The organism is Paracoccaceae bacterium Fryx2, from assembly GCA_032334235.1.
In the GTDB taxonomy this organism is placed as follows: domain Bacteria; phylum Pseudomonadota; class Alphaproteobacteria; order Rhodobacterales; family Rhodobacteraceae; genus JAVSGI01.
In genome coordinates this window covers 1,289,880-1,314,373 of sequence record JAVSGI010000003.1, presented here as the reverse complement: position 1 = coordinate 1,314,373, position 24,494 = coordinate 1,289,880, and the positions used below count along the sequence as shown (strand labels likewise).

General features: G+C 63.3%; 24 protein-coding genes and 2 pseudogenes. 21 read left to right on the top strand and 5 right to left on the bottom strand.

What is annotated here, in order from left to right:
- The first annotated feature begins 47 nt into the window (after positions 1 to 47).
- Complete coding sequence (locus tag RNZ50_07490) at positions 48 to 1,526, top strand: hypothetical protein (protein ID MDT8854861.1); 1,479 nt, start codon at positions 48 to 50, stop codon at positions 1,524 to 1,526.
- A gap of 92 nt (positions 1,527 to 1,618) precedes the next feature.
- On the opposite strand, the pseudogene RNZ50_07485 reads toward RNZ50_07490, so the two are convergent.
- Together RNZ50_07485 and RNZ50_07480 are read right to left on the bottom strand one after the other, a co-directional pair.
- Positions 1,619 to 1,711, bottom strand: a pseudogene (locus RNZ50_07485) (transposase).
- A 229-nt stretch (positions 1,712 to 1,940) separates the two neighbouring features.
- Entirely contained in the window at positions 1,941 to 2,270 is a 330-nt protein-coding gene (locus RNZ50_07480; GenBank protein MDT8854860.1) for a hypothetical protein, read from the bottom strand.
- A 163-nt stretch (positions 2,271 to 2,433) separates the two neighbouring features.
- Here RNZ50_07480 and RNZ50_07475 point away from each other — a divergent pair, with 163 nt between their 5' ends.
- Entirely contained in the window at positions 2,434 to 3,333 is a 900-nt protein-coding gene (locus RNZ50_07475; GenBank protein MDT8854859.1) for a transposase, read from the top strand.
- 11 nt (positions 3,334 to 3,344) lie between these two features.
- Here RNZ50_07475 and RNZ50_07470 read toward each other — a convergent pair.
- Positions 3,345 to 3,830, bottom strand: a pseudogene (locus tag RNZ50_07470) (transposase).
- Positions 3,831 to 3,967: 137 nt separating this feature from the next.
- Here RNZ50_07470 and istA (RNZ50_07465) point away from each other — a divergent pair.
- Together istA (RNZ50_07465) and istB (RNZ50_07460) are read left to right on the top strand one after the other, a co-directional pair.
- A complete protein-coding gene (gene istA / locus RNZ50_07465; protein ID MDT8854858.1) occupies positions 3,968 to 5,506 on the top strand; it encodes an IS21 family transposase in 1,539 nt (512 codons plus the stop codon).
- A 12-nt stretch (positions 5,507 to 5,518) separates the two neighbouring features.
- Positions 5,519 to 6,280, top strand: a complete 762-nt coding sequence (gene istB / locus RNZ50_07460; GenBank protein ID MDT8854857.1) for an IS21-like element helper ATPase IstB — start codon at positions 5,519 to 5,521, stop codon at positions 6,278 to 6,280.
- Between the two features lie 140 nt (positions 6,281 to 6,420).
- Here istB (RNZ50_07460) and RNZ50_07455 read toward each other — a convergent pair whose 3' ends face one another.
- Positions 6,421 to 8,673, bottom strand: a complete 2,253-nt coding sequence (locus tag RNZ50_07455; protein MDT8854856.1) for an ATP-dependent RecD-like DNA helicase — start codon at positions 8,671 to 8,673, stop codon at positions 6,421 to 6,423.
- Between the two features lie 318 nt (positions 8,674 to 8,991).
- Entirely contained in the window at positions 8,992 to 9,669 is a 678-nt protein-coding gene (locus RNZ50_07450; GenBank protein ID MDT8854855.1) for a LexA family transcriptional regulator, read from the bottom strand.
- A 108-nt stretch (positions 9,670 to 9,777) separates the two neighbouring features.
- Here RNZ50_07450 and RNZ50_07445 point away from each other — a divergent pair, with 108 nt between their 5' ends.
- The 17 genes from RNZ50_07445 to RNZ50_07365 all read left to right on the top strand — a co-directional run bounded on the left by RNZ50_07445 (position 9,778) and on the right by RNZ50_07365 (position 24,493).
- Entirely contained in the window at positions 9,778 to 10,461 is a 684-nt protein-coding gene (locus RNZ50_07445) for a hypothetical protein (GenBank protein MDT8854854.1), read from the top strand.
- A 202-nt stretch (positions 10,462 to 10,663) separates the two neighbouring features.
- Complete coding sequence (locus RNZ50_07440) at positions 10,664 to 10,867, top strand: helix-turn-helix domain-containing protein (protein ID MDT8854853.1); 204 nt, start codon at positions 10,664 to 10,666, stop codon at positions 10,865 to 10,867.
- Positions 10,867 to 11,229, top strand: a complete 363-nt coding sequence (locus tag RNZ50_07435) for a hypothetical protein (protein MDT8854852.1) — start codon at positions 10,867 to 10,869, stop codon at positions 11,227 to 11,229. The genes RNZ50_07440 and RNZ50_07435 overlap by 1 nt, the downstream gene beginning before the upstream one ends.
- A gap of 27 nt (positions 11,230 to 11,256) precedes the next feature.
- Positions 11,257 to 11,745 (top strand): hypothetical protein, encoded by a 489-nt coding sequence (locus RNZ50_07430; protein MDT8854851.1) that lies wholly within the window; start codon positions 11,257 to 11,259, stop codon positions 11,743 to 11,745.
- Positions 11,742 to 12,608, top strand: a complete 867-nt coding sequence (locus RNZ50_07425; GenBank protein ID MDT8854850.1) for an ATP-binding protein — start codon at positions 11,742 to 11,744, stop codon at positions 12,606 to 12,608. The genes RNZ50_07430 and RNZ50_07425 overlap by 4 nt, the downstream gene beginning before the upstream one ends.
- 19 nt (positions 12,609 to 12,627) lie before the next feature.
- Positions 12,628 to 13,227 (top strand): hypothetical protein, encoded by a 600-nt coding sequence (locus RNZ50_07420; protein ID MDT8854849.1) that lies wholly within the window; start codon positions 12,628 to 12,630, stop codon positions 13,225 to 13,227.
- An 11-nt stretch (positions 13,228 to 13,238) separates the two neighbouring features.
- Positions 13,239 to 14,930 (top strand): DEAD/DEAH box helicase, encoded by a 1,692-nt coding sequence (locus RNZ50_07415; GenBank protein MDT8854848.1) that lies wholly within the window; start codon positions 13,239 to 13,241, stop codon positions 14,928 to 14,930.
- A gap of 212 nt (positions 14,931 to 15,142) precedes the next feature.
- A complete protein-coding gene (locus RNZ50_07410) occupies positions 15,143 to 15,343 on the top strand; it encodes a DUF6511 domain-containing protein (protein ID MDT8854847.1) in 201 nt (66 codons plus the stop codon).
- The gene (locus RNZ50_07405; GenBank protein MDT8854846.1) at positions 15,343 to 16,110 is read left to right on the top strand and encodes a hypothetical protein; all 768 of its coding nucleotides are present in this window, start codon (positions 15,343 to 15,345) and stop codon (positions 16,108 to 16,110) included. The genes RNZ50_07410 and RNZ50_07405 overlap by 1 nt, the downstream gene beginning before the upstream one ends.
- Complete coding sequence (locus tag RNZ50_07400) at positions 16,062 to 17,111, top strand: hypothetical protein (GenBank protein MDT8854845.1); 1,050 nt, start codon at positions 16,062 to 16,064, stop codon at positions 17,109 to 17,111. The genes RNZ50_07405 and RNZ50_07400 overlap by 49 nt, the downstream gene beginning before the upstream one ends.
- Positions 17,112 to 17,231: 120 nt before the next feature.
- Positions 17,232 to 18,740: an IS21 family transposase gene (gene istA / locus RNZ50_07395; GenBank protein ID MDT8854844.1), complete on the top strand. Its 1,509-nt coding sequence runs from the start codon at positions 17,232 to 17,234 to the stop codon at positions 18,738 to 18,740.
- On the top strand, positions 18,737 to 19,552 hold the full coding sequence (gene istB, locus RNZ50_07390) for an IS21-like element helper ATPase IstB (GenBank protein ID MDT8854843.1): 816 nt from the start codon (positions 18,737 to 18,739) through the stop codon (positions 19,550 to 19,552). The genes istA (RNZ50_07395) and istB (RNZ50_07390) overlap by 4 nt, the downstream gene beginning before the upstream one ends.
- A gap of 134 nt (positions 19,553 to 19,686) precedes the next feature.
- The gene (locus RNZ50_07385; protein MDT8854842.1) at positions 19,687 to 21,102 is read left to right on the top strand and encodes an AAA family ATPase; all 1,416 of its coding nucleotides are present in this window, start codon (positions 19,687 to 19,689) and stop codon (positions 21,100 to 21,102) included.
- 410 nt (positions 21,103 to 21,512) lie between these two features.
- Complete coding sequence (locus RNZ50_07380; protein MDT8854841.1) at positions 21,513 to 22,052, top strand: hypothetical protein; 540 nt, start codon at positions 21,513 to 21,515, stop codon at positions 22,050 to 22,052.
- Positions 22,053 to 22,057: 5 nt separating this feature from the next.
- A complete protein-coding gene (locus tag RNZ50_07375) occupies positions 22,058 to 22,255 on the top strand; it encodes a hypothetical protein (GenBank protein ID MDT8854840.1) in 198 nt (65 codons plus the stop codon).
- Positions 22,252 to 22,680 carry a DUF6362 family protein gene (locus RNZ50_07370; protein MDT8854839.1) on the top strand — a complete coding sequence of 143 codons (429 nt, stop codon included), beginning with the start codon at positions 22,252 to 22,254 and terminating at the stop codon, positions 22,678 to 22,680. The genes RNZ50_07375 and RNZ50_07370 overlap by 4 nt, the downstream gene beginning before the upstream one ends.
- A 469-nt stretch (positions 22,681 to 23,149) precedes the next feature.
- Complete coding sequence (locus RNZ50_07365; protein ID MDT8854838.1) at positions 23,150 to 24,493, top strand: ParB N-terminal domain-containing protein; 1,344 nt, start codon at positions 23,150 to 23,152, stop codon at positions 24,491 to 24,493.
- The last annotated feature ends 1 nt before the right edge of the window (position 24,494 follow it).

The window sequence follows — 24,494 nt, the reverse complement described above, 5'->3', positions numbered from 1 at the left end:
GCAAGCTGGCGCAGCTCGCCTACCGGTTCAATTTCTGGGCCGAGGCGGTGGCGATCCTTGAACGCTGGACCAAGCTGTTCCCCGATAACGCCCAGGCCCATCTCGATCTGGCCGACATGCAGGTGAAGGCCTGGTTGCTGGAGCAAGCCCTGATTTCACTCAACAGAGCCGAAGCCTCCGGATCTGTGCCGCCGACCGCCAGCGCGGCCCTGCGCGCCTCGATCGCCAACCGGCTTGGGGACGCGGATACGGCTCTCGCCCTGTATGAAGGCCTGGTGGCGAACGGACAGGACAGTTTCGCGCCGAACGCCGCGATGAGCCTGCTCTACGCCGATAGCGCGACCCCGCAAGAGGTGGCCCACCGTCACCGCGCCCTGTTCGCGGAATGGGGAAATGAGGCGCGGTCGCAGGAGAGCTTTCGGGCCGATCCAGACCCGAACCGCCCGCTTCGAATCGGCATGGTCAGTGGCGATCTGCACCATCAGCACCCGGTAAACATCTTCCTCCAACCGCTTCTGGCGCGATGGGATCACGCGGGCCTGCCACTGACTATCTACAACACCGGCTCCGCGGTGGACGATCAGACCAGGCTTGCCCGTAGCCGCGTGGGTGTCTGGCGCGACGTGACCACAGCCCAGCTTGCCGAAGCAGTCGCAGCAGACCGGATCGACATCCTGATCGATCTGGCAGGCCATACCGCAGGCGGCACCATGCGCGCCTTTGCCCGGCGCATGGCGCCCCTCCAAGCCAGTTTCCTCGGCTATCCCGGCTCCACCGGCGTGCCGAACATCGACTGGCTGATCGGTGATCCGCTGGTGACGCCCCCCGAAGCTGATCATTTGTGCAGCGAACACGTGATGCGCCTTCCAAACACGGTGTTCTGCTTCGCGCCAGAGGTGGACTATCCCCTGCCGGATTTCGTGGGGCTGACACGTGGCCGCCCACTGACCTTTGGCTCCTTCAACAACACTCCAAAACTGACCCCGCGCACGATCCGCCTCTGGGCTGATGTGCTCAAAGCCGGGCCTGACTCCCAGCTCCTCCTGCGCGCGCCAAGCTTCAAGGATGCGGCTGCCGTCGCCCGGTTCCGCCGCCTCTTCAGCGAGGAGGGCATCGCGCCAGAGCGCCTGACCTTCCGTGGCCCTGTCGCGCTTGACGTGATGATGCAGGCCTATGGTGAGATCGACATCGCCCTCGATCCCTTCCCCTATTGCGGCGGCACTACCACGCTCCAGGCGCTCTGGATGGGGGTGCCAGTCCTGACTATGGAGGGCGGTCAGTTCGTCTCCCGCATGGGCGCAAGCTTCATGACCGCGGCGGGTCTGCCCGATTGGGTCGCCAAGGATGACACCGCCTATGTCGCCAAAGCGGTGGAGCTTGGCCAGGATAGGCCAGCGCTTCTTAACCTTAAACGCGGGCTGCGCGCCCGGCTACTGACCCGCCCGGGCTGGGACGCAGATCGTTATGCTGCGGATTTTGGTGCGGCGCTACGGGCGATGTGGCGTCAAACAACGGAGCGTCCATGAATCCATGAACGCGAGCCGACCCTCTGCAACGGATTGCTTGCGTGCATCTCCCTCTTTGTTATCGAAGCACACGACACGTGTCCCAGCGTAGGATAGGGGATCTGAACTGCCAAGGTCTTTTGCCTGCGGCACAGGGTAGAGAAGTTCGGTACGGGCCAGTTCAGCCCCGCTAACCGGAGCAGGCTGTTGGGTGGGACGAAGCGGATGGCGCTGTGCAGATGCTCGCCGTTATACCAGTGCTCCCCACCTGACATAAGATTCCCAAGGTCAGTTTGGTGGCAAGCCCACGCCGAGGGCCGTCTTTCTGAGCTGACGATATCAGCATAGATCCGGCACTATGACCGACCATAGACACAGACCCGAAGTAGAGATCCTTTGGATTACCCGCGAGGTTAAAGCCCGAGCCTGAGTGTTTCAGCGCTGCTCGACCATGCCACCGATCATCCGAGGATCGATTTCCGGCGCGTCCCATTTGCTGGCGACGGCCATCCACCGTTCGATCTCGGCCTGCAGCCCCGGCTCATCGGCGCAGAGGTGAAACGTGTAGAGGCGGTTAACAACATCTCGCATCAGGTCGCGCATTTCGTCATCGTTGATGTGCGAGACCTCGGTCCAGGGGATGCGGTTGCCGTCGGCATCCACAACGGTGACGTCGCTCCAGTCGCCGGTCCTGGTGATCGGCACCTTGCCTGCGTGGATGCTTGTCTTATGAAGATCCCAGCTTTTGTGCGAAACAAGAGCCACAGATCAGCATTCTAGAATGCTGATCTGTGGTGGTGGTTGGATCGTAAGACGCTTGGTCTTTGAGGACCGTTCGAGAGTAAGATCAACCACCACCTTCGCCAAAGGCCTGAACGGATACAGAGCGGCGCAAAGCCCTCTAGGACAAGCATAGGATATGACGAAGATGACGGATGATACCATTGGTATAGACATTTCCAAAGCAACTTTAGACATTCACCGGCTGAGCGACGGGAAGATTATGTCGTTTAGCAATTGCCCCGCAGGATTTAGGGCACTTGCCAAGTTCTGCGCACAGACGGCTGTGATACGCGTTGTTTATGAAGCAACAGGCGCCTACCACAGCGGGCTTGAACGCGCCTTGGGCGTGCATTTGCCATTGGTAAAAGTGAACCCTTTGCAGGCGCGCCGATTTGCGCAAGCACAAGGCATGCGCGCAAAAACCGACGCCGTTGATGCCAAAATGTTGGCCGTCATGGGGGATGCTTTTGTATTAGCACCAGATGAACCGGCTACAAAAACACAGCATGATCTGAAGGAGTTACGCACTTTCCGTTCAGGATTGGTCAAAGACCGAACGCGCATCATGAGCCGTTTGAAAACCCAAACACTGTCCATCACTTGCCGTCAAAGTAAAGCACGCTTGGTTCACGTTGAAAAGCAAATCGCTGAAATTGATGCTGAGGTTGACCGTCTGATAAACTCCAACGACACACTGGCGCACTCGATGAAAATTCTCCGCTCAATTCCAGGAATCGGTGCGGTCTGTGCGTCCACCATTTTGATAGAGATGCCCGAAATCGGGAGTATGGACCGAAAGCAGGTGGCTAGTTTGACCGGAGTAGCGCCTATGACACGTCAATCTGGGCAATGGCGTGGGAAATCATTCATTCAGGGTGGGCGCAAAGTAGTGAGGAACGCCCTCTACATGCCCGCCCTGGTGGCGATGAGACACAATCCCGACCTCAAGGCCAAATACCAAGCCATGATCAAAGCTGGAAAGCCACCAAAAGTCGCCATTACGGCGCTCATGCGAAAGCTGATTGAACGTATCCGTCCGGTCTGACTGGTGTTGACTTATTCGGCAGCCCAGTTCCATGGCATGAGTTCTTCGAGGCGGGTCATCTTGTGGTCTGCAACGCGCTCGAGAACCCAGCGAAGCCAGGCTTCGGGATCTACCTTGTTCATGCGGGCGGTTTCGATGAGCGTGTAGGCTATGGCCGCAGCTTCACCGCCGCCCTTTGATCCCATGAAGAGATAGTTTTTGCGGCCGAGAGTCACCGGCCGAATTGATCGCTCACAGATGTTGTTGTCCAGCTCGAGCTGGCCGTTTTCAAGATAGGCCCGGGCCTTGGGCATGCGACCGAGCGCATAGCGGATAGCCTCGGCCAGCGACGATTTGCCGGAGATCTTGGGCAATTGCAGCTGCAGCCAGACTTCGAGATTGTCGAAGACCGGCTTTGCCTTTTCCAGCCGCAGGGCAACGCGCTCTTCAGCAGGCTTGTAGCGCGCCTCTTTTTCCACTGCATAAAGGGCAGCGATCCGTTTGATTGCGTGTTTCGCTTGATGGTGGGCATCGATTTCACGGGATCATGGGCAGTCATTTCGCGTGAAGCTGGGCACTGATTTCGCGGGATCGCGGGCAGGTCTGGTCGGCAAATTGAGGATAGTTGCGCCTTCAGGAATGAAGGGGTGGCTTGATGCCGACAGGACGATTGAACATGCGCCGGATACGAGATGTTTTGCGATTGAAGCTTGGGCAAGGCCTGAGCGAGCGGTCCATTGCCGCTTCCCTCGGTCTGAGCAAGGGGAGCGTCGGAAGCTACACCCAACGGGCGCGTCATGCCGGGCTCACGTGGCCCTTGCCGGAGGGGATCGATGACGACAGCCTTGAACTTCTTTTGTTTCCAGCCCCGCCCACGGTGCCGGACGCGGAGCGGCTTGTGCCCGACTGGGCGGAGATTGACCGCGAGTTGCGCCGCCCTGGGGTGACGCGGATGCTGCTCTGGGAAGAATACCGTGCCGCGCACCCCGGGGGTTTTGCCTATACTTGGTTTTGCACGCATTACGAGGCTTGGAAGGGTCGGGTGCGCCCGACGATGCGCCAGACACATGTGGGCGGCGAGAAGGTGTTCGTTGACTTTGCCGGCGACACCATCGACGTGATCGACCCCACGACCGGCGAAGCGCGGGCCATGAAGCTGTTCGTGGCGGCAATGGGGGCATCGAATCACACCTATGCCGAGGCGGTGGCATCGGAGGGGTTGGAAGATTGGATCCTCGCGCATATCCGGATGTTCGCCTTTCTGGGCGGCGTGCCAAAGGCGGTGGTTCCGGACAATCTGAAGTCCGCCGTGATCAAGGCAGACCGGTTTGATCCGGGGCTGAACCGGACCTATGCCGAGATGGCGGCGCATTATGGCACCGCCGTTCTGCCCGCCCGGCCGCGCAAACCCCGGGACAAGGCGAAGGTGGAAGTGGCTGTCCAAGTGGCACAACGCTGGATTCTGGCGCGGCTGCGGAACCACCGGTTCTTCTCATTGGCCGAGTTGAACGTGGCGATCCGGCGGCTGCTGGACGAGTTGAACATGCGCGTGATGCGCGGCTATGGCGCCAGCCGCGCCGATCTGTTTGCCACTTTGGATCGGCCCAATCTTCAGCCCCTACCGCCCGAACCTTATGTCTTCGCCCGCTGGAAGCGCGCCCGCGTGGCACCCGACTATCACGTTGAGGTCGACAGCTCATGGTATTCCGTGCCCTTCGCGCTGATCAAACAAGAGGTCGATGTTCGCACAAGCGGCCAGACGGTCGAGATATTCCATCGTGGTCAGAGGGTTGCGAGCCACGTGCGCACCCCGGGGCGGCGCAGCCATGTCACCGTGGCCGACCATATGCCATCGGCCCATCGTCGCTTTGCCGAATGGACCCCGGCCAGAATGCTGGCGCAGGCAACCAAGACCGGCCCCGCCGTCGCCGCCTTTTGCGAGATGGTGATGGCTGACCGCCCCCATCCTGAACAGGGGTTCCGCACCTGCCTGGGTGTGCTGGCCTTGGTCAAAACCTATGGGCCGGAGCGCGTTGATGCGGCCTGCCAGCGGGGTGTGACCATCCGGGCCCGCACCGTCACCTCCATTCGTTCGATCCTCAAGACCGGCCTCGATCGCGCCTTCCTGGAAGGCTCCGAAGAGGTCGCCCCCCTCCAGCACGCCAACATTCGTGGCGGCAGCTATTACCATTGAGAAAGGACTAAAATGCTGACCCATCCCACCCACGACCGACTGTTGGCGCTCGGCCTGACCGGCATTGCATCGGCGCTCGAAGAACAACGCAGGTCAACCGCCTTCGACGCCCTCTCGTTCGAAGAGCGTCTCGGCCTGCTGGTCGACCGCGAGGCTGCAGAGCGCGACACCAAGAAACTGGCCTCCCGGCTCAAGTTTGCGGCTCTGCGCCAAGATGCCAGCGTCGAGGATCTGGACCTGCGCAGCCCACGTGGTCTTGACCGCAGTGTCATGGCGCATCTTGCCGATGGCGGCTGGATCGCCCGGCACGAGAACCTGCTGATAACCGGGCCGACCGGTTTGGGCAAAAGCTGGATCGCCTGCGCCCTTGGCCACAAGGCGTGCCGGGATGGGCGGCCCGTCCTCTATCAACGTGCGCCGCGCATGTTCGAGGCCCTTGCTCTGGCCCGTGGCGATGGCCGCCATGAACGCATCCTCAAAACCATCGCCCGCATGGATGTGCTGATCATTGACGATTGGGGCCTCGCCGTCCTCACCGCCCCGGAGCGCCGTGACCTGCTGGAAATCCTCGAAGACCGCCACGGCCGCGCTTCCACCATCGTCACAAGCCAACTCCCCGTTGACCAGTGGCACGAAGCCATCGGCGACCCAACGCTCGCAGATGCCATCCTCGACCGCCTCGTTCACAACGCACACCGCCTCACCCTCTCAGGTGAAAGCCTGCGCAGGCGCTCCGCCGTCACAAAAAAGCTTGACCAAATCGTTCAAGCCTGACTCCATGAAAGCGTCGGCCAGCCTGCCCACGATCCCGTGAAATGACTGCCCAGAATGGCGCGAAACGCGTGCCCACGATCGCGCGAAATCAGCGCCCATTCTCCGCGAAATCCGCACCCTTCGCGTTGCTCAGCCAAGACTCAGTCCATGATGTGGCGGGCAGTTGCCTCAGGATGCCCAAGCCATTCATCGAGCTTCGACCAGCGCCGCCGACCGGAGACGTTCTTCACCGCGATCGCGACGGCCTTCTTCTGCCCGACCAGAACGACCAGCTTCTTGCCGCGGGTGACGCCGGTGTAAAGCAGATTGCGCTGCAGCATGGTGAAGTGCTGCGTCATGACAGGAATGACCACGGCGGGGTATTCCGATCCCTGACTCTTGTGAATCGTGGCGGCATAGGCTGGCACGAGAGTATCGAGTTCGCCGAACATGTAAGTGACCGAGCGGCCGTCGAAGGTGACCGCCAGTTCGCCCTCGGCCAAGTCGAGGCTTTCGACATAGCCGATATCGCCGTTGTAGACTTCCTTGTCGTAGTCGTTCTCGATCTGCATCACCTTGTCACCGGGCGCGAAGGTCGAGCCGAACCGTTCGATCTTGTTGTCGCCGGAGGGGTTTAGCGCCGCCTGCAGTGCCACGTTCAGAGACCTCGCGCCGACACCGCCCCTGTTCATTGGGCAGAGCACCTGAATATCGCGGATCGGATCAAGGCCGAAGCGGCGCGGGATGCGCGATTTGACGAGGGTGATGATACGCTCGACGGCTTGTTCGGGCTCATCAGCCGCCACGAAGTAGAAATCCGTCTCTCCTTCAGGCTTAGCAAGATCGGGGATCTGTCCTTGGTTGATCCTGTGCGCGCTGGTGATGATCCGGCTTTGAGCAGCCTGGCGGAAAACCTCCGTCAAGCGCACCACCGGCACCGCGCCGGAGGCAATGATATCAGCCAGAACCTGACCCGGGCCGACCGAGGGCAACTGGTCGATGTCGCCCACTATCAGGATGGCGGCATGATCCGGAACTGCCTTCAGCAGGGATTGCATCAGCAACACATCGACCATGGAGCTTTCGTCGATGACCAGAAGATCGCAGTCGAGCGGGTTCTCCTCGCCCCGCTTGAAGCCGAAGGCCTTGGGATCGAATTCCAGAAGACGGTGGATCGTCTTGGCTTCCATGCCGGTGGCCTCGGTCATCCGCTTGGCGGCCCGGCCGGTCGGGGCGCATAGGAGCAGCTTGACCGCCTTGGCTGCCAGAATGCGCAGGATGGAGTTCACGATCGTGGTCTTGCCGACGCCGGGACCGCCCGTGATGACGAGCGCCTTGGAACGCAGCGCCAGACGAATGGCCTCGGCCTGACTGGCCGCAAGGGTGAGGCCAGTTTTGCTCTCAATCCAAGGCAGCGCCTTGTCGGCGTCGATTTCCGCCCAGGGGAGGGGCCCAGAGGTTAGCCGCTGCAACCGTCCGGCGATGCCTTGCTCTGCATGGTAGAGCCCGGTCAGGAAGATGCAGGCTGTTCCGGCGACCGTATCGGCGGTAACCGTGGCTTCGGCCATCTCCAACCCAATCGCCGTATCGATCAGGCTGTCCGGCACCTCGAGCAGTTTTATGGCGAGTGGGACCAGTTCAACCTTCGGCAACCCGCAATGGCCATTTCCCATCGCCTCGGTCAGCGCATAAGAAATGCCCGCGCGAACGCGGATCATCGCGGTCTTCGCGATGCCGAGCTTTTCGGCGATGAGATCGGCTGTCCGGAACCCGATCCCGCGTATGTCGCGCGCCAAGCGGTACGGGTTCTCGCTCATCACCTGAATGGCGTCCGTGCCATAAGTCTTGAAGATCCGCACGGCGCGCGCGGTTCCGACGCCGTGTTCATGCAGGAACACCATGATTTCGCGGATGATCTTCTGGTCCGCCCAAGCAGAGGTGATCTTTGCAGCCCGCATCGCCCCGATCCCCTCAACCTCACGCAAGCGTTCGGGGGCGGCCTCGATAATGTCGAAGACGTCCTTGCCGAACAACTTGACCATGCGCTTGGCGTAGGTGGGGCCGATCCCACGGATCATGCCCGAGCCGAGATACTTCTCAATGCCCTCAAGTGAGGAGGGCGCCGATGCCTTCAGAAACCGTGCGCGAAATTGCAGGCCGTGCGTGTGATCATTGGTCCATTCGCCCGATGCAGTCACCCATTCCCCGGCCGAGATCATCGCCGCATGGCCAATGGTGGTGACAAGATCCCGATGCCCGCGTGCCTTGATGCGAAGGACGCAAAAGCCGGTCTCGGTGCTGTGGAATGTTACGCGCTCGACCAGCCCGGCCAGGACTTCGTGGCGCTGGCCCGTCGCCGCGACGAAGGTTGCGGGTGCCTCTCGCATGCCGTTTGATTTCCGGTCGTTGTCCATCGCACTCCTGATCGCCATCATTCTGACGGACGAATATGTCGCCCCCGACACGGCGGACCAGCCCCGGTTTGGTCATCTACATTTCGCGACCGTACCGCGAGATCCAACCGACGATACTGACCGGGTCCGTGGTGAATTAACAGCTAATGATACCATGAAATTCGCCGCAGAACGCTCGAAGTCCGATAGCCTGCATCTTACTGAATCTGATGCAGAATTCGACTTGACACACCTGCCCCCCTTGACGTCTTATCTGATCATGGAACAAGTGCGCCCGGAGAGTACCCTCTCGGGCGCTTTTTCGTTTCAGCCGACCGCTCATATCTCCCGCGCAAACCAGCGGATGCGGCCGATGATGCGGATCTCTTCGGCAGTGCGTTCATACTCGGGATAGAGCTTGTTGTCCGAGATCACCCGCACAGCCGGCGGGTCGCTGTTTGGGATATGCTCGAGCCGCTTGGCCACGAGGCCCATGCCATCGTCGAGCACGAAGATGCCGGGCGGGTTGGGCAGTTGGCGCGTCATGTCGACCAACACCGCGTCGCCGCCAAGCAGGGTCGGTGCCATGCTGTCGCCTTCCACATGCATGATCCTGAGTTGTGCGGGGCTGGCTTTCAGCTTGTGGCGGATCCACGACTGGCGGAAGTGGTAGGCGCGACCGGGCGTGTCGCCATCTTCGGTCACCACTGCGCCGCCGCCCATCGAAGGGCGAGGCGTGGCATGGGCAATCGCCACGAAGGCATCGTCGGGGTTCTCATGGAAGGGGGAGGGGCCCTCGACCTCGCCAATGCCGTGGATCAGCCAGTCGCGGTCGACCTTCAGCACCCGGGCAATATCAGCAATCCGGTCGATGCCGGGGCGCGAGGATCGCCCGCGCAGGATGTCATAGACGAAGGAGCGGTTGACCCCCGCCATTTCTGCGACATGGGCCGGTGCCAGGCCTAGCTGATCTGAGCGGGCCCGCAGACGGTCGGCCAAGGTGTGGTTCTCTCTCATGTTGTCCCCAGCGCCATGTGGATAAGATAGGATAAGACAGGATTGAATTGGGATCGTCAAGCGGCTAGAACAAAAGCCAAACACTTTGCATCGGAATCGGGGGCCAGAATGGAGATCGCGAAGGCATATTTCACCCTGGCTGAGGTGCTTGACCGGTGGTCACTGCCCGAGGCCGACGTCGCCTATCTGGCCGAGAACGACCAGCTGCGACTCTCGATCCGCATCCTCAACCTGCCGATCGAGTTCGGTGATTTCGAGGAAACGGACGACGGCAGGTGCTACTCGATCCCCTGTGAGCGGTCCTCATTCAACGGGCTTCTCGATCTGCATGTTCAGGATGTTTTCCAGCTCTTCCGTACAGGCGAGGTCAGCGTCACCCGGTTTCGCACCACGAAGGCGGACTATGCCTGTTTCTTTGGATCGCGCGAGACTCTCAAGACCCGCAAGCCCGATCTCGTGCTAAGCCGTGAGGAACGCGACCGTTTCGAGGCAAAATCCGGATTCCGTGAGGCAGCGGGAGTGAAGCAGGCCAAGGCTTTTCACGCCTCCGCCGACTACCACAACGTCCGCTGCAACGGTCATGAGTTCCAGCTTGGGCCGATCCAGGCGCAGGTGGTGCGCATCCTGCACGCGGCGGCACAGCGGGGGGAGCCGTGGCAGAGCGGTAAGGCTGTGCTGGGGGAGGCGGGGTCGCGCAGCCTCAAGATGTCCGACATCTTCAAGTCGAAGAAGGACTGGCCACTGCTGATCGAATCGAACGGTCGCGGGGCCTATCGCCTCGCCGGGCTCTGAGTCCAGCCTGCCCTGCCTCCCCCTCGGGATCCCCGCCGTGGGATGCGCAGGGGGATGGGGGAGGATGGTGATCCCCCGCCGCGTGATTCATCCCATGATTGCAGCGCCTCGGCCAATCCCCCGCCGTATCCCACTCTGATCCCGACGACATCCCCGCATAGGACCGTGCATCTTCCTCCCATAGAGACACCGGGAGAAGACGATGCAGTCGAGAACCTGCCTGAACCAGACTGAACTTGCCGCGCGCTGGACGATTTCGGCGCGCACCCTTGAACGCTGGCGCTGGACCGGCGATGGCCCGGCCTTCCTGAAAATCGGCGGACGCGTGGTCTACCGCCTCGAGGATGTGCTGGCCTATGAGCAGGCGCGCCAGCGCCGCAGCACCGCCGAGCGGGGCGCGGCATGATGGCCCTTCATTCTGCAATCCGCGCAACCGGCGTCTTGTCGATCTTCGGCGCAGCCGGTCCGGCGCTCGGTGAAATCGGGCTTTCGGCGTGGATCGCGCAGGCCGAACCCGGAGAGACGCTGGTCTATCATCGCGGCTTTCTCGCTGTCGATGCGACTTCCGTCATCTCGAAACTGCCCTCCGATCAGCAGCGCGTGCTGCGGCTGGTTGCAGCTGCCGCCCTGCGCGCCGCCGAGCAGGACCTCGTCCATCTCGTTCAGGCCCGGATCGGACCCGACCAGTTTGCCTACATCGCCGTCGCCCGGCGCAAGCCCCGTCGGGCCGGTGCCGCCCTCTCGGTGCGCCTGCTCGAGGCCGCCTGACCCCCATCCCCCAATACGGAGACTGAAATGCCCTTCCCAAATAACACGCCAGGCATCAACGAGCTGATCAACCTCCCCGTGGGCGAGATCGCCCTGCTTCCGGTGGACCTGTTGGCCGCCATGCAGCGCGAGATCGACGCGGCGGCCAAGCAGATGAAGGCCGTGACCGCCCGCTTCAGCACCGCGCTGGAAGTCCGGTTTGCCACCCGCGCTGCCGAAGTGCGCAGCGCATCCGGCAAGGATACCGGGACGGTTCGTTTCGACGAGGGTGATTTCACCATCGTCGCCGATCTGCCGAAGCGGGTGGATTGGGATCAGGACCGGCTGGCCGCCATGGTCGAGCGCATCCGCTCCGCAGGGGATGACCCCGCTGAGTATGTCGAGATCAGCTTCAAGGTGCCGGAGCGCAACTACGTCGCCTGGCCCGAGGCCATCCGTCAGGGCTTCGAGCCCGCCCGTACGGTGCGGACCGGCACTCTGAAGGTCGAGATCCTCCCGCAAGGGGGTGCGCAGTGACCCTGCCCATCATCACCGCCGACCAGCGGCTGGCCGAGCCGCGCGGGATAAAAGGCTGCATCTTCGGAAAAAGTGGAATCGGCAAGACTTCACTTCTGTGGACGCTGGATCCCGCCCGCACGCTGTTCATGGATCTGGAAGCGGGCGACCTCGCCATCGAAGGCTGGCCGGGCGACAGCATCCGGCCGCGCACTTGGGCCGAATGCCGGGACTTCGCGGTGTTCATCGGCGGGGCGAACCCCAGCTTGCGGGACGAGCAACCCTATAGCCCGGCGCACCACGCGGCGGTCTGCCAGAAGTTCGGCGACCCGGCCGCCGTCGACCGGTACGACACGATCTTTGTCGACTCGATCACTGTCGCCGGGCGGCTCTGCTTTCAATGGTGCAAGGGCCAGCCCGAGGCGCTGTCGGAAAAGACCGGCAAGCCGGACGTGCGCGGCGCCTACGGGCTGCACGGCCGCGAGATGATAGCCTGGCTGACGCATCTGCAGCACACCCGGGCCAAGAATGTCTGGTTCGTCGGCATCCTCGACGAGAAACTCGATGACTTCAATCGCAAGGTTTTCCAGCCGCAGATCGACGGATCGAAGACAGGGCTCGAACTGCCGGGGATCGTCGACGAGGTGATTACCATGGCGGAGTTGAAGGCCGAGGGGGGCGATCCCTACCGCGCCTTCGTCTGCCAGACGATCAACCCCTGGGGCTTTCCGGCCAAGGACCGCTCCGGCCGCCTTGGCCCGGTCGAAGAACCCCACCTCGGCCGCCTGATGGCCAAGATCCGCAAGCCCGCCGCTCCGCCAATCGAACGGCTGACCTATCAGCCGCCCGTCGAGGCAGCCACGCCCGAACACCCGCAATCCTGATCACAGAAGGAGGCACCCCATGGGGTCCTGGAACGATTTCAATGATGCGCAGAGCAATACCAATCTCATCCCGAAAGGCACGCTGGCCAAGGTGCGCCTGACGATCCGCCCCGGCGGCTTCGACGATGCCGCGCAGGGCTGGACCGGCGGCTACGCCACGCGCGGCTCGACCGGCGCGGTCAATCTGAACGGCGAGTTCACCGTCACCGAGGGCCAGTATGCCCGGCGCAAAATCTTCACCCTGATCGGACTTTACAGCCCCAAGGGCCCGGATTGGGCGAACATGGGCCGCAGCCTCGTGCGCGGCATGCTGAATTCGGCGCGTGGGATTTCTGACAAGGACCAGTCGCCGCAGGCGCAGTCCGCGCGCCGGATCAACGGGCTCAAGGATCTCGACGGGATCGAGTTCCTGGCCCGGATCGACGTCGGCACCGATGCCAGCGGTGACGACAAGAACGAGATTCGGAGCGCGGTGACGCCGGACCACCGGGATTACGCCCAGAACATGGGGCTGGCGCCGTCCTTCGCGGGGCAACCCGCTGCAGCGGCCGTCCAGCAACCTGCCGCGGCACCGCAGCCATCGGCGGGCGTGCCGGGTCGTCCGTCCTGGGCGCAGTGAGGGTCTGATCCATGCGCCTTCGCCCCCGTCAAAGCCTGTTCGCAGAGCGCAGCCTCGCTGCGCTCTGCGATCACGGTAACACCCTCAGCATCGCGTCGACGGGGTTCGGCAAGACCATCGCCCTGTCGGCGGTCGTCGCGAAATCCCTCGAAGGGAGCGACGCAAAGGCCTGCATCCTCGCGCATCGCGATGAGTTGACCGCGCAAAACCGGACCAAGTTCGGCCGGGTCGCACCTGATATCACCAGCTCGGTGTTCGATGCCGAGACCAAGAGCTGGGCCGGTCAGGCGACCTTCGCTATGGTGCCGTCGCTGTCGCGGCCCGCCAACCTGGCCGCGATGCCCGCGCTGGACCTGCTGGTCATCGACGAGGCGCATCACGCGGTCGCCGACAGCTATCGCCGGATCATCGATCATGTCCGGGGTGCCAATCCCGCCTGCCGGATATTCGGCGTTACCGCCACACCGAACCGCGGCGACCGCAAGGGTCTGCGCGAGATCTTCGACAATGTCGGTGATCAGGTCCGGTTGGGCGAGTTGATCGCCTCGGGCCATCTGGTGCCGCCGCGCACCTTCATCATCGACGTTGGCGTGCAGGAACAGTTGCGCGCCGTGCGTAAAACCGCCGCCGATTACGACATGACCGAGGTCGCGCAAATCATGAACCGCGCGCCGGTCACCGACGAGGTGGTTCGGCACTGGCAGGAAAAGGCGAGCGAGCGGCCGACTGTCGTCTTCTGTTCCACCGTCGCCCACGCCGAAAATGTCGCGGCCGCTTTCAACGGCGCAGGCGTTTCGGCGGCCGTCATTCACGGCGATCTCGATGCCGGCACGCGTCGCCGCATCCTCGCCGCCTATGCCGCGGGCGAAGTCCGCGTCATCGTCAATGTCGCGGTGCTGACCGAGGGCTGGGACCATCCTCCCACCTCCTGCGTCGTGCTGCTGCGCCCCAGTTCCTACAAATCGACCATGATCCAGATGGTAGGGCGGGGCCTGCGGACGGTGGATCCCGAGGAACACCCCGGCAGCGTCAAGACCGACTGCATCGTGCTGGATTTCGGGACATCGAGCCTGATCCACGGCACACTCGAACAGGATGTCGATCTGGACGGCAAGACCGAGGCCGGTGCCGCCCCCACAAAGACCTGCCCGGCCTGCGAAGCGGAAATCCCGCTCGCCGTGATGGAATGCCCGCTCTGCGGGGAGGCTTTCCCGCGCGACGCGGAGGAGCCCGGCGAAGGCCAGGACGCCATCCCGCTGTCGGGCTTCATCATGTCGGAGATCGACCTTCGGATGCGGTCCAGCTTCGCATGGGTCGATCTCTTCGGTGATGACGCCGCGCTGATGGCCAACGGCTTCAATGCCTGGGGCGGGATCTTCTTTCTCGACGGCCGCTGGCACGCGGTGGGCGGTGCGAAAGGTCGTGCGCCCCGGCTGCTGGGCGTGGGTGAGCGGACGGTCTGCCTTGCACAGGCCGATGACTGGCTGAACGAATACGAGACCGACGAGAGCGCCTTCAAATCGAAAGGCTGGCTGAAACAGGCCGCAACCGAAAAGCAGCTGCAATATCTGCCGCCTGCGTTCCGGCAGGACTACGGCCTCACCCGTTATCGCGCCTCGGCTTTGATGACCTTCGGTTTCAACAAGCGCGAGATCCGCCAACTCGTCGGCCGCGCCAGCCCGGACATCGGGAGGGCGGCGTGAACCATGTCGCGCATATCGCATCGCCCATCAGACCGGTTTCGGACCCCGCGCGCCATTGGCACCCGCGCTTTCAACCCTGCGCCGTCTGCCTGCGACCCGCCCAAGGCTTCGGCTTTTTCAACCCCGCCAAACCACGCCCCCGCAACCATCGCTGGTTCTGCTCGATGCCCTGCCAGGCATGGTTCGCGGCCCGCCATCGCAAAGGACTGACCATGCAGGGAACGACTGAGGAAGAACGCCTCGCCATCGCGCCGGTGATGAAGCGGCTGGGCCAGACGATGGACCAGATCGGATGGGACAAGCGACTGAGCGATCTCACCGCCACCGACGTGACCGACCTGATCGAAGAGGTGCTCGAAGGCTACGGGGCCGAGATGTCGCGCATCGCTGCCACGGCGGAGGTACCGTTCTGATGCTGGACTACAATCACCGCCCCGGCATCGCCGAGCTCGTCAACACCGCCATCGATGCCGCGCTGATCGCCGAGCGCGAGGCCACGCCGCCCCGGACCTATCTCGGCGCATCCCGGCTGGGGCATGCCTGCGAGCGGGCACTGCAGTTCGAATTTGCGGGCGCGCCCAAGGACGAAGGCGCGGATTTTGGCGGCCAGACGCTGCGGATCTTCGAGATCGGCCACCAGCTCGAGGATCTCGCGATCCGCTGGCTGTGTGCGGCCGGGATCGACCTTTACACCCGTAAGGGCAATCGGCCCGATGGTGAACAGTTCGGCTTTTCCGTCGCCGGTGGCCGCATCCGTGGCCATGTCGACGGGATCATCGCCGACGCCCCCGCATCACTCGGTCTGCGCACCCCGGCACTCTGGGAGTGCAAGACGATGAACGCCAAGAACTGGCGCGCCTGCGTGAAGGACGGGGTCACGGTCTCCAAGCCGGTCTATGCCGCGCAGATCGCGATCTACCAGGCCTATATGGAACCTTCGGTTCCGGGCATTTCGGCAGCCCCCGCTTTGTTCACTGCGATCAACAAAGACACTGCCGAATTGTACCACGAGTTGGTGCCCTTCGATGCAGACCTCGCACAGCGCATGTCCGACCGCGCGGTGCGGATCCTTCAGGCCACCGATGCAGGCGACCTGCTGCCACGCATCGCCGCCAACCGTGACTTCTTCGAATGCCGCTTCTGCTCGCACGCTGGGCGCTGCTGGGGGCAGGCAGGATGAGCGATGCCCCAAAGAACCCGCCCGACACGCCCGAGGACACGATCATGGGCAACGAACCCGAAAAACCAGCGCAAGACACACCCCTGCCGTCCGCCGCACCGCTGCAGAACCTTGTCCATTTCAATCCATGGCGCGACTTCAACGATGCCGTCCCGCAGATCGATCCGTTCGGCGACGAGCCGGACCCTGATCAGATCGCGCAGTTCATGCAGGTGGTCTTTGGTTACTGCGACGGGCTGATCCCGGTCCGCAGTTTCATCGACAAGGGGCAGGGTATCGACGGCCGACCACATAACATCTGGATCGAGATGGGCGAGTTCGTCTCCTACAAGATGGCCACCTTCGCCACTTGGGCCTCGCGCGAGGGCGCGGCTGTATATGTGATCCCCGGCACCGTCGCTGCCCCTGGCCAGGCCAAGGCCGCCGAGATCCTGCAGATGCAGGCCGTTGTGGTGGATATCGACTGCGGCGACATCGCCACGAAACGGGCCCATCTGGAGCGCCACCTCGGCCAACCCACCATGGTGGTCGAAAGCGGCGGCGTCACGCCCGAGGGTCAGCGCAAGTGTCATGTCTGGTGGAAACTCAGCGAACCCGCAGAGGGCGATGATATTCGGCGGGTGTGCCGCCTGCGGGGCGACATTGCTGCCAAGGCCGGTGGCGACATGCATTTCCGCTCGGCCCATCAGCCGATCCGGGTGGCGGGCTCGGTCCATTACAAGAATGGGTTGAAAACGCAGGTCCGGATCGTGGCGCTGAACCCGACGCTGGAACGCGATCTGGGCGAATTCATCGAGGCAGTGGCTGACATGCCGCCCGCGCCGGGGGTCACCCTGCAGCCCGACTTCTCTTCGTCCGACAAGCCCGGTGTTGCCGATGTCCTCGTCACGCCGGTGCGCGAGGGCGGTCAGGATGACTGGTCCCGCTTCGAGGGGGCATCGGCCTGTTGCGCGACAACCATCTTGGCCGGTGCCGACAACCACCTTGGCCGGTGGGGCTGAACGGAAGACGGGCATGCCCGTCTGGAGGGCAGCCCCACCGGCCTGATTGATTTCGGGGAAGGTGCTGGTCGCTGCGGGTTGGTAAGCCGGGTTCCTCTGCCGTCAAACGGAGGATCCGGGTTGGCCTACAAACCCATCAACGACCAGCAATTGAGATTATACATGTCCGACCTCCGATATCACAGTCAGCGCACGTCGGCCGCCCGCGCCGGGTTCAGCGAGCGCACGGCCCGACGGTTCGATGCCAACCCGACGCTGCCCTCGAACCGCAAGATCGTTCACGGGCGCACGGTGGCCGATCCCCTCGAGGGTTATTGGGAGGGCGACATCCTTCCCTTGCTGGAGAGGGACAGCGCCTTGCAGGCCGTCACCCTGCTGCGCCACCTTCAGGGCCTGCACCCGCTGGCCTTCCCCGATGACCGGATCCGGCGCACCCTGGAACGGCGGGTGCGGCAGTGGCGGGCGCTGAACGGACCCGAGCGCGACATCATCTTCCGCCAGACGCCGGAGCCGGGCCGCATGGCCCAGTCCGACTTCACTCATGCCGAGGAGCTGGAGGTGACGATCGCGGGCCAGCTATTCCCGCATCTGCTCTACCACTTCGTCATGGTCTACAGCCGGTGGGAGCATGTCGGGGTGGTCCTGGGCGGGGAGAGCTTCACGGCCTTGGCCGAGAACCTGCAGCAGGCGCTCTGGTCGCTCGGCGGGGCACCACAGGAGCATCGCACCGACAGCCTCTCGGCCGCTTTCCGCAACCTGACGGCTGACCAGCGCCAGGATATCACCACGCGCTACAATGCCTTCGTCGGCCATTACGGCATGGAGGCCAGTCGCAACAACCGCGGGGAAGCTCATGAGAACGGCGCGGTGGAATCCCAGAACCGGCACCTGAAGAAGGCCATCGAACAGGCGCTGATCCTGCGCGGCAGCCGCGACTTCGCCAGCATTGAGGACTACCGCCGCTTCATCGACATTCTGGTGGCACGGCGCAACCGGCAGCGGGCGATCGCGGTTCAGGCGGAACAGGCGCATCTGAAGCCCCTGCCGTCCCGGCGCACCACCGACTTTACAGAGACCGTGGTTCCGGTCACCCGCACCAGCGGCTTTCTGGTCAAGAGCATCTTCTACAGCGCCCCGTCGCAGCTGATCGGGCAGCGCTTGCGGGTCCACCTTTACGACGATCGCCTTGAGGCCTTTCTCGGCAGCACCCTGGTCGTCAGCCATACAAGGGCGCGTGGTCGCGGCGACGGCCATCGCGTGCATGTCATCAACTACCATCACGTCATCCACGCGCTGCGGCGCAAACCGCAAGCCCTGTGGAGTTCGATCTACCGCGACAGCCTGTTCCCGCGAACCGAATACGCTGCAGCCTGGCAGGTGCTGCAGCGTGATCTGCCCCGCCGCGACGCCTGCCGCCGCATGGTCGACCTGCTGTTCATCGCCCACGACCGGGCCTGCGAGGCGGAACTGGCACATCTGCTGGCAGCAGAATTGGACGCGGGCCGGGTGCCCGATCCCGGACCTCTGGCATCCTGCCTGAACCCGCGGCAAACGGCGCTGCCGAGAGATGTTGCCGTCGCCCATCCCTCGCTCGACAGCTTCGATGCCCTTCTGGGAGCCTGCGCATGACCTCCCGCGAGATCGACATCCACACGCTGCCAGGCATGCTGACCGCGCTGCGCCTGCCCAGCTTCCACAAGCTTTGGGCCGACATCGCCACCCGTGCCGACACCGAAGGCTGGCCCGCTGCCCGCTTTCTGGCTGTCCTCGCGGAATACGAACTGGCCGAGCGCGACATGCGCCGCATTCAGCGCCACATGAACGAGGCACAGCTACCGGCTGGCAAGACGCTGGCGACCTTCGACTTCAAGGCGCTGCCAACCCTGCCGCGCGCCCGGATCGAGGCCTTGGCGGCCGGCGACTGGCTGGAGGGTGGCGGCAATCTGATCGCCATCGGCAATTCCGGCACGGGCAAAACGCACATTCTCTGCGCGATAGGCCATGCCCTGATCGAGCGGGGACACCGCGTGTTCTATACCCGCACCAGCGATCTGGTGCAGCGACTTCAGGCCGCCCGCCGCGATCTGGTGCTCGAAGCCGCGCTCGCCAAGCTCGACAAGTTCGACCTGATCATCCTCGACGACATCACCTACGCCCACAAGGATCAGGCCGAGACAGGCGTGCTCTTCGAGCTGATCGCCCGGCGCTACGAATGCCGCAGCATCGCCATCGCCGCCAACCAGCCCTTCAGCGGCTGGGACCAGATCTTCCCGGACAAGGCGATGACCGTCGCCGCCATCGACCGGCTGGTTCATCACGCAGCGATCCTGGAGATGAATGCCGAAAGCTTCCGCCAGCGCGCGGCCGCCTCCAACAAAGAGGCGCTGAGCAGACCGCCAACGACAACCATCGCCGACAACAAGGACAAAGGAGAAGGCTGAGCGAAAAACAATTCCAGATACGCCAACCCAGCGGCCTAAAACCGGCCAACGTGGTTGACGGTCACGGACATGCTGGTTGACGCGCTACATCGGCCGCCATCGGTTACTTCATCCGCATGGTCCACGAAGGCCGGATGTCGAAGGACGAAGGCTGGGAAGGCATCTGCGGCTACAACGCGGCGATGCTCCGACCGCAGTGGCCTGTGGAGCGGCTCAAGCGCGAGTCCGAACGTCTTTGGGCCATCCATGTCGAAAAGCACGGGCCCCCGCTGATCCGCCTCGACAGCGCAGCCCCGGTGCCAAACGAACTGCCCACATTTACGCTTGGGGCGTTGCTTGACGACCAGAGTCCCATGCCTGCCGACATCATCGCGCCGCGCGTGCTGACCCCGGGTGGAATGCTGGTGCTGGGTGGCGCGCCCAAGATCGGCAAGAGCGATCTGCTGATCTCCTGGCTGGTGCACATGGCGGCGGGCGTGCCCTTCCTTGGCTTCGCGCCGCCCCGTCCGCTGCGGATCTTCTATCTGCAGGCAGAGATCCAGTATCATTATCTGCGGGAGCGGCTGCAGCAGATTACCCTGCCGCCAAAGCTGCTGGCTGCCGCGCGCGACAACCTCGTCGCCACACCGAAGCTGAAGATGCTGCTTGATGTCGAGGGCAGCGTGGGCGTCGCCCATGCCATCCGGGCCGCGTTTCCTTCTGAGCCCGTTGACATCATCTGCATCGATCCGATCCGCAATCTTTTCGACGGCGGTCCCGACGGTGGCGGCGAAAACGACAACGGCGCGATGATGTTCTTCCTGAAAGATCGGGTCGAGGTCCTGCGCGATCACATCAACCCGGACTGTGGCGTCATCCTCGTCCACCACACGAAGAAACTCAGCAAGCTGCAGGTGAAGGATGATCCCTTTCTGGCGCTTTCCGGGGCCAGCGCACTGCGCGGCTTCTACACCTCCGGCCTGATCCTGCATCGCCCAGATGAGGACAACCCGCAGCGCAAGTTGGAGATCGAGCTGCGCAACGGACCGGCGCTGGCACCCAAGATCGTCGACAAGGTCAAGGGCGAATGGGTCGAAATCAACCCCATGAACGAGCGGTTGGTGCGGGCAGAGGTGGGGGCAAAACATGATGCTGAACGAGACCGAAAGGGTGGTGTGATCGTCCACATGATCAGTGAGCAGGCTGAACAGGGGAAGATGTTCACGCTCAGCCAGTTCGCGGCCAGCTTTGAGAACAAGGGCAGTCTCGGAGGCCAGACCAGCATCCGGGATCGGCTGCATGTGCTGGCCACAAAGGGTTACGTGAAGTTCGTCCGAGGCGATCAGATCAGAGAACTGGGCCTCAAGCGGGACCGGTCGAAGTTTGGATATCTCTGCGTCAGGGACATGCGACTTCGCACCGACCGCGAAGTGGTCGACGACGAGACCGGCGAGGTGTGCCCGGCCTTCATTCGGGTGCTCCCGTCCGACTTCATGTGCCCCCAATCCGGAGCGCTCTTGCCCGTCGAGAATCCGGAAGTCTGGGTCGATCAGGACGGGGGTGAGGCATGAGTTTGGCACCCGAAAGGAGCCTTTTCCAGAACACGGATCGTCCGTGTTCTGGCCAGAACACAGGCCGTGTTCTGGGTCGCCGTGTTCTGAGCTCTGGAATTCCCGAAACAAAATCAACGAGTTACGCCAGAACACAGAACACGGATTGCGGACTGCCATTTACTCATCTGTGTTCTGGAAATCTCCCATCAAGTTCAATGGCTTACGCCAGAACGCAGAACACGAAAATAGCACCCCTAAAGGGGTGGGTGGACTCCCCCGCAAGGCGGGAGGTCCACCACCCACCCCTGGGTAATCTTCTCGGGCCGAAGTTGTGGGCCGAGATCAATCCGACGACGGCGGCCGGTACCGGCAAGCATCAACCGCCGTCGTCTTCCACCCGAGCAGCCAACCACAAGAGGAGAGCACTCATGGCTGATACGACTCTCGCCAACACCAATCTTGGCGCAACCGAGAAAACGCCCATTCTGCCTGCGCAGGGCCAACGCACCATCCTGGCGCTTGATCTCGGCACCACCACTGGCTGGGCGCTGCATGGCGCCGATGGGCTGATCACCAGTGGCACCGTGTCCTTTCGCCCGGGTCGGTTCGATGGCGGCGGCATGCGCTACCTGCGGTTCACCAACTGGCTGGGCGAGTTGGACCGTCTGTCGGGGCCCATCGCCACCATCTGGTTTGAGGAGGTCCGTCGCCATGCCGGCACTGACGCTGCCCACGTCTATGGCGGGCTGATGGCCACATTGACCGCATGGGCCGAATTGCGCGGCGTGCCTTACGAGGGCGTCCCGGTGGGCACCATCAAGCGCCACGCCACCGGCAAGGGCAATGCCGACAAAGATGCGATGATCGCCGCCGCCCGGGCCCGTGGCTTCAGCCCCGCCGACGACAACGAAGCCGATGCCATCGCGATCCTGTTCTGGGCGCTCGAGACCAAGGGGGGCCCGCAATGACCGGGATGCGGTTCACGCCGAAGGGTTATGGCGGCCATCGCCGCAATCCCGACGAGGTCAAGCGCGACGGCTGGCGGGAACAGGGCTTGCTGGCCGTCGCCATCGACGATCACCGCCTGACCTGGCCAGAGCGGGAGTTGGTGCGTCAGCTTGGCGAGAAACTCTACGGCACGGCCATGAGTGGGCGGGAGGTGCAACGATGACCATCTGGACCCCCGCGCTGGTCGAGGAACGGCTGGCTGAAGCCGCCTATGTTCTGAAGTGCCTGCCTGAACCCCGGCGGCAGGGCTACTTCAGCACTTGGCCAGAGTTTGTCTACAGCTTCGCCGACAAGGTGGGGCAGGAGCCAAAGCCGATGCGTGTGCTGCCATCACCACAGGCGATCAGCCGGATGGAGGAGACGCTGACCTGGACGGCCTGCCTCGAGCCTGTCGACGGCAAGATCGTCTGGATGAAGGCGCATGGCGAACGCTGGAAGGAAATCTGCTGGGCCGTTGGTCTGCATCGCTCGGCAGCCCATCAACACTGGCAGTTCGGGATTTCCGTCATCGCGCTGACCCTCAACAAGCGGCGGTTCAACCGCAACCTGTCGAAGCAACGGGTAATCGAACTGGCCAGTGGCGCGTAACCCTGCGCGCCACATGGGAAAGTGTCCGCCGGACAGTTTTCGCTGAGACAGAAACCATCTCCCGAGGGTATGAATTGGATATACTCGGGAGAGGCGCGTGTGGGAGACCGCTCGCGCAATCGGTCTCGGGATGGATGCCGTGGTGGACCCCAGAGTCCGAACCGGGGTCCAGCCAGTGCCAGTTGACCGCCCGATCCGCCAAGCCATTGTTTTCCGGTTCCTTTCGGGCCGAAAACGTATGCTGGCGGGCGAAGCGCGGCACATCGCTAGCGACAGGGCCGGATTTTTGGGAAGCCACCCCCTTAGGAAGCCACCCGAAAACCGCTGAGATATCGCAATAAAACAGGCACTTGGCTGGTGGACTCCGAGGTGGATACCTCTGGACTCCTGCGGCCGATGAAATCCGGCATGGATTCCACAACCGGTGTCCAGCCCGGAAGCCAGACCATCCTTCAACAGGACGCCCCATATGACCCTCAGCTTCGCCCCGGAGCGTATCGAGCAATGGCCGCTCGTGCGCTTGCAGCCCTACGCCCGCAATGCGAAGGCGCATGGCGCGGATCAGGTCGCGAAGATCGCCGCCAGCATGGCCGAGTTCGGGTGGACCGTGCCTTGCCTCGTGGCCGAAGACGGCGAGCTGATCGCGGGGCATGGTCGGGTGCTGGCCGCGACGCAGCTGGGGCTGACCGAGGCCCCAGTGATCGTGCTGGGGCATCTGACCGAGGCGCAGCGCCGGGCTTACCGGATCGCGGACAACAAGCTGACGGAACTCGGCACCTGGGACGAGGCGCTGCTGTCGGCCGAACTGAACGACCTGCTGGCCGAGGATTTCGACCTGTCGCTGGTCGGCTTCTCTGACGGCGAGTTGGACAAGCTGCTGGCCTACGTGCCGGAGGGGGACGGGCAAGAAGGTGGCGCCGGTGGCTCCGTGCCACCGGTGACCATCCCGGAACCACCCCGGAATCCGGCCTCGCGCACCGGCGATCTGTGGATCCTCGGAGATCACCGGCTCCTTTGCGGCGACAGCACAAGCGCCACCGATGTGCGTCGCCTGATGAACGGCGAACGGGCGATCCTGTTTGCGACCGACCCGCCGTATCTTGTGGACTATGACGGCTCGAACCATCCGACGCGGAACAAGGACTGGTCGGCGTCCTACGGCACGACCTGGGACGACAGTTCGCAGGGGGCCAAGCTTTACGACGGCTTCATCGCAGCCGCTGTGGCGGAAGCGATCGCCGAGAACGCTGCTTGGTATTGTTGGCACGCCTCGCGACGCCAGGCGATGCTGGAGGCTTGCTGGGAAAAGGCCGGGGCCTTCGTGCACCAGCAGATCATCTGGGTGAAGGACCGCGGGGTTCTGACCCGGTCGCATTACCTCTGGAAGCACGAGCCCTGCTTCATGGGCTGGCGGAGACCGAACCGGCCGCCGAAGGTGGCAGAAGAAACGCTGCCATCGACATGGGCACTGCCCAGCTTTGCCAAGGACGAGCGGCCCGACCATCCGACGCCGAAGCCGCTGGACGCCTTCGGGATCCCGATGCGCCAGCATGTGGCGCGGGGCGGCCTCTGCTACGAGCCGTTCTGCGGATCGGGATCGCAGATCATGGCGGGCGAGGCCAATGGCCGCCGCGTCTTCGCGATGGAAATCAGCCCGGCGTACATCGATGTGGCCGTGGAGCGCTGGCAGGCCGACACCGGTCGCGAGGCGATCCTCGACGGCGATGGCCGGACCTTCGCGGCCGTGAAAGCTGAACGGCTGGGCGACGACGCCCCGGCCGCGCCTGAAACCCAACCCGAAGCCGCCGCGTGAC

Coding starts and splice junctions, on each gene's coding strand:
- RNZ50_07475 (MDT8854859.1), top strand. CDS start 2,434: ATGACGGATGATACCATTGGTATAGACATTTCCAAAGCAACTTTAGAC.
- istA (MDT8854858.1), top strand. CDS start 3,968: ATGCCGACAGGACGATTGAACATGCGCCGGATACGAGATGTTTTGCGA.
- istB (MDT8854857.1), top strand. CDS start 5,519: ATGCTGACCCATCCCACCCACGACCGACTGTTGGCGCTCGGCCTGACC.
- RNZ50_07455 (MDT8854856.1), bottom strand. CDS start 8,673: ATGGACAACGACCGGAAATCAAACGGCATGCGAGAGGCACCCGCAACC.
- RNZ50_07450 (MDT8854855.1), bottom strand. CDS start 9,669: ATGAGAGAGAACCACACCTTGGCCGACCGTCTGCGGGCCCGCTCAGAT.
- RNZ50_07445 (MDT8854854.1), top strand. CDS start 9,778: ATGGAGATCGCGAAGGCATATTTCACCCTGGCTGAGGTGCTTGACCGG.
- RNZ50_07440 (MDT8854853.1), top strand. CDS start 10,664: ATGCAGTCGAGAACCTGCCTGAACCAGACTGAACTTGCCGCGCGCTGG.
- RNZ50_07435 (MDT8854852.1), top strand. CDS start 10,867: ATGGCCCTTCATTCTGCAATCCGCGCAACCGGCGTCTTGTCGATCTTC.
- RNZ50_07430 (MDT8854851.1), top strand. CDS start 11,257: ATGCCCTTCCCAAATAACACGCCAGGCATCAACGAGCTGATCAACCTC.
- RNZ50_07420 (MDT8854849.1), top strand. CDS start 12,628: ATGGGGTCCTGGAACGATTTCAATGATGCGCAGAGCAATACCAATCTC.
- RNZ50_07415 (MDT8854848.1), top strand. CDS start 13,239: ATGCGCCTTCGCCCCCGTCAAAGCCTGTTCGCAGAGCGCAGCCTCGCT.
- RNZ50_07410 (MDT8854847.1), top strand. CDS start 15,143: ATGCAGGGAACGACTGAGGAAGAACGCCTCGCCATCGCGCCGGTGATG.
- RNZ50_07405 (MDT8854846.1), top strand. CDS start 15,343: ATGCTGGACTACAATCACCGCCCCGGCATCGCCGAGCTCGTCAACACC.
- RNZ50_07400 (MDT8854845.1), top strand. CDS start 16,062: ATGCCGCTTCTGCTCGCACGCTGGGCGCTGCTGGGGGCAGGCAGGATG.
- istB (MDT8854843.1), top strand. CDS start 18,737: ATGACCTCCCGCGAGATCGACATCCACACGCTGCCAGGCATGCTGACC.
- RNZ50_07385 (MDT8854842.1), top strand. CDS start 19,687: ATGTCGAAGGACGAAGGCTGGGAAGGCATCTGCGGCTACAACGCGGCG.
- RNZ50_07380 (MDT8854841.1), top strand. CDS start 21,513: ATGGCTGATACGACTCTCGCCAACACCAATCTTGGCGCAACCGAGAAA.
- RNZ50_07375 (MDT8854840.1), top strand. CDS start 22,058: ATGCGGTTCACGCCGAAGGGTTATGGCGGCCATCGCCGCAATCCCGAC.
- RNZ50_07370 (MDT8854839.1), top strand. CDS start 22,252: ATGACCATCTGGACCCCCGCGCTGGTCGAGGAACGGCTGGCTGAAGCC.
- RNZ50_07365 (MDT8854838.1), top strand. CDS start 23,150: ATGACCCTCAGCTTCGCCCCGGAGCGTATCGAGCAATGGCCGCTCGTG.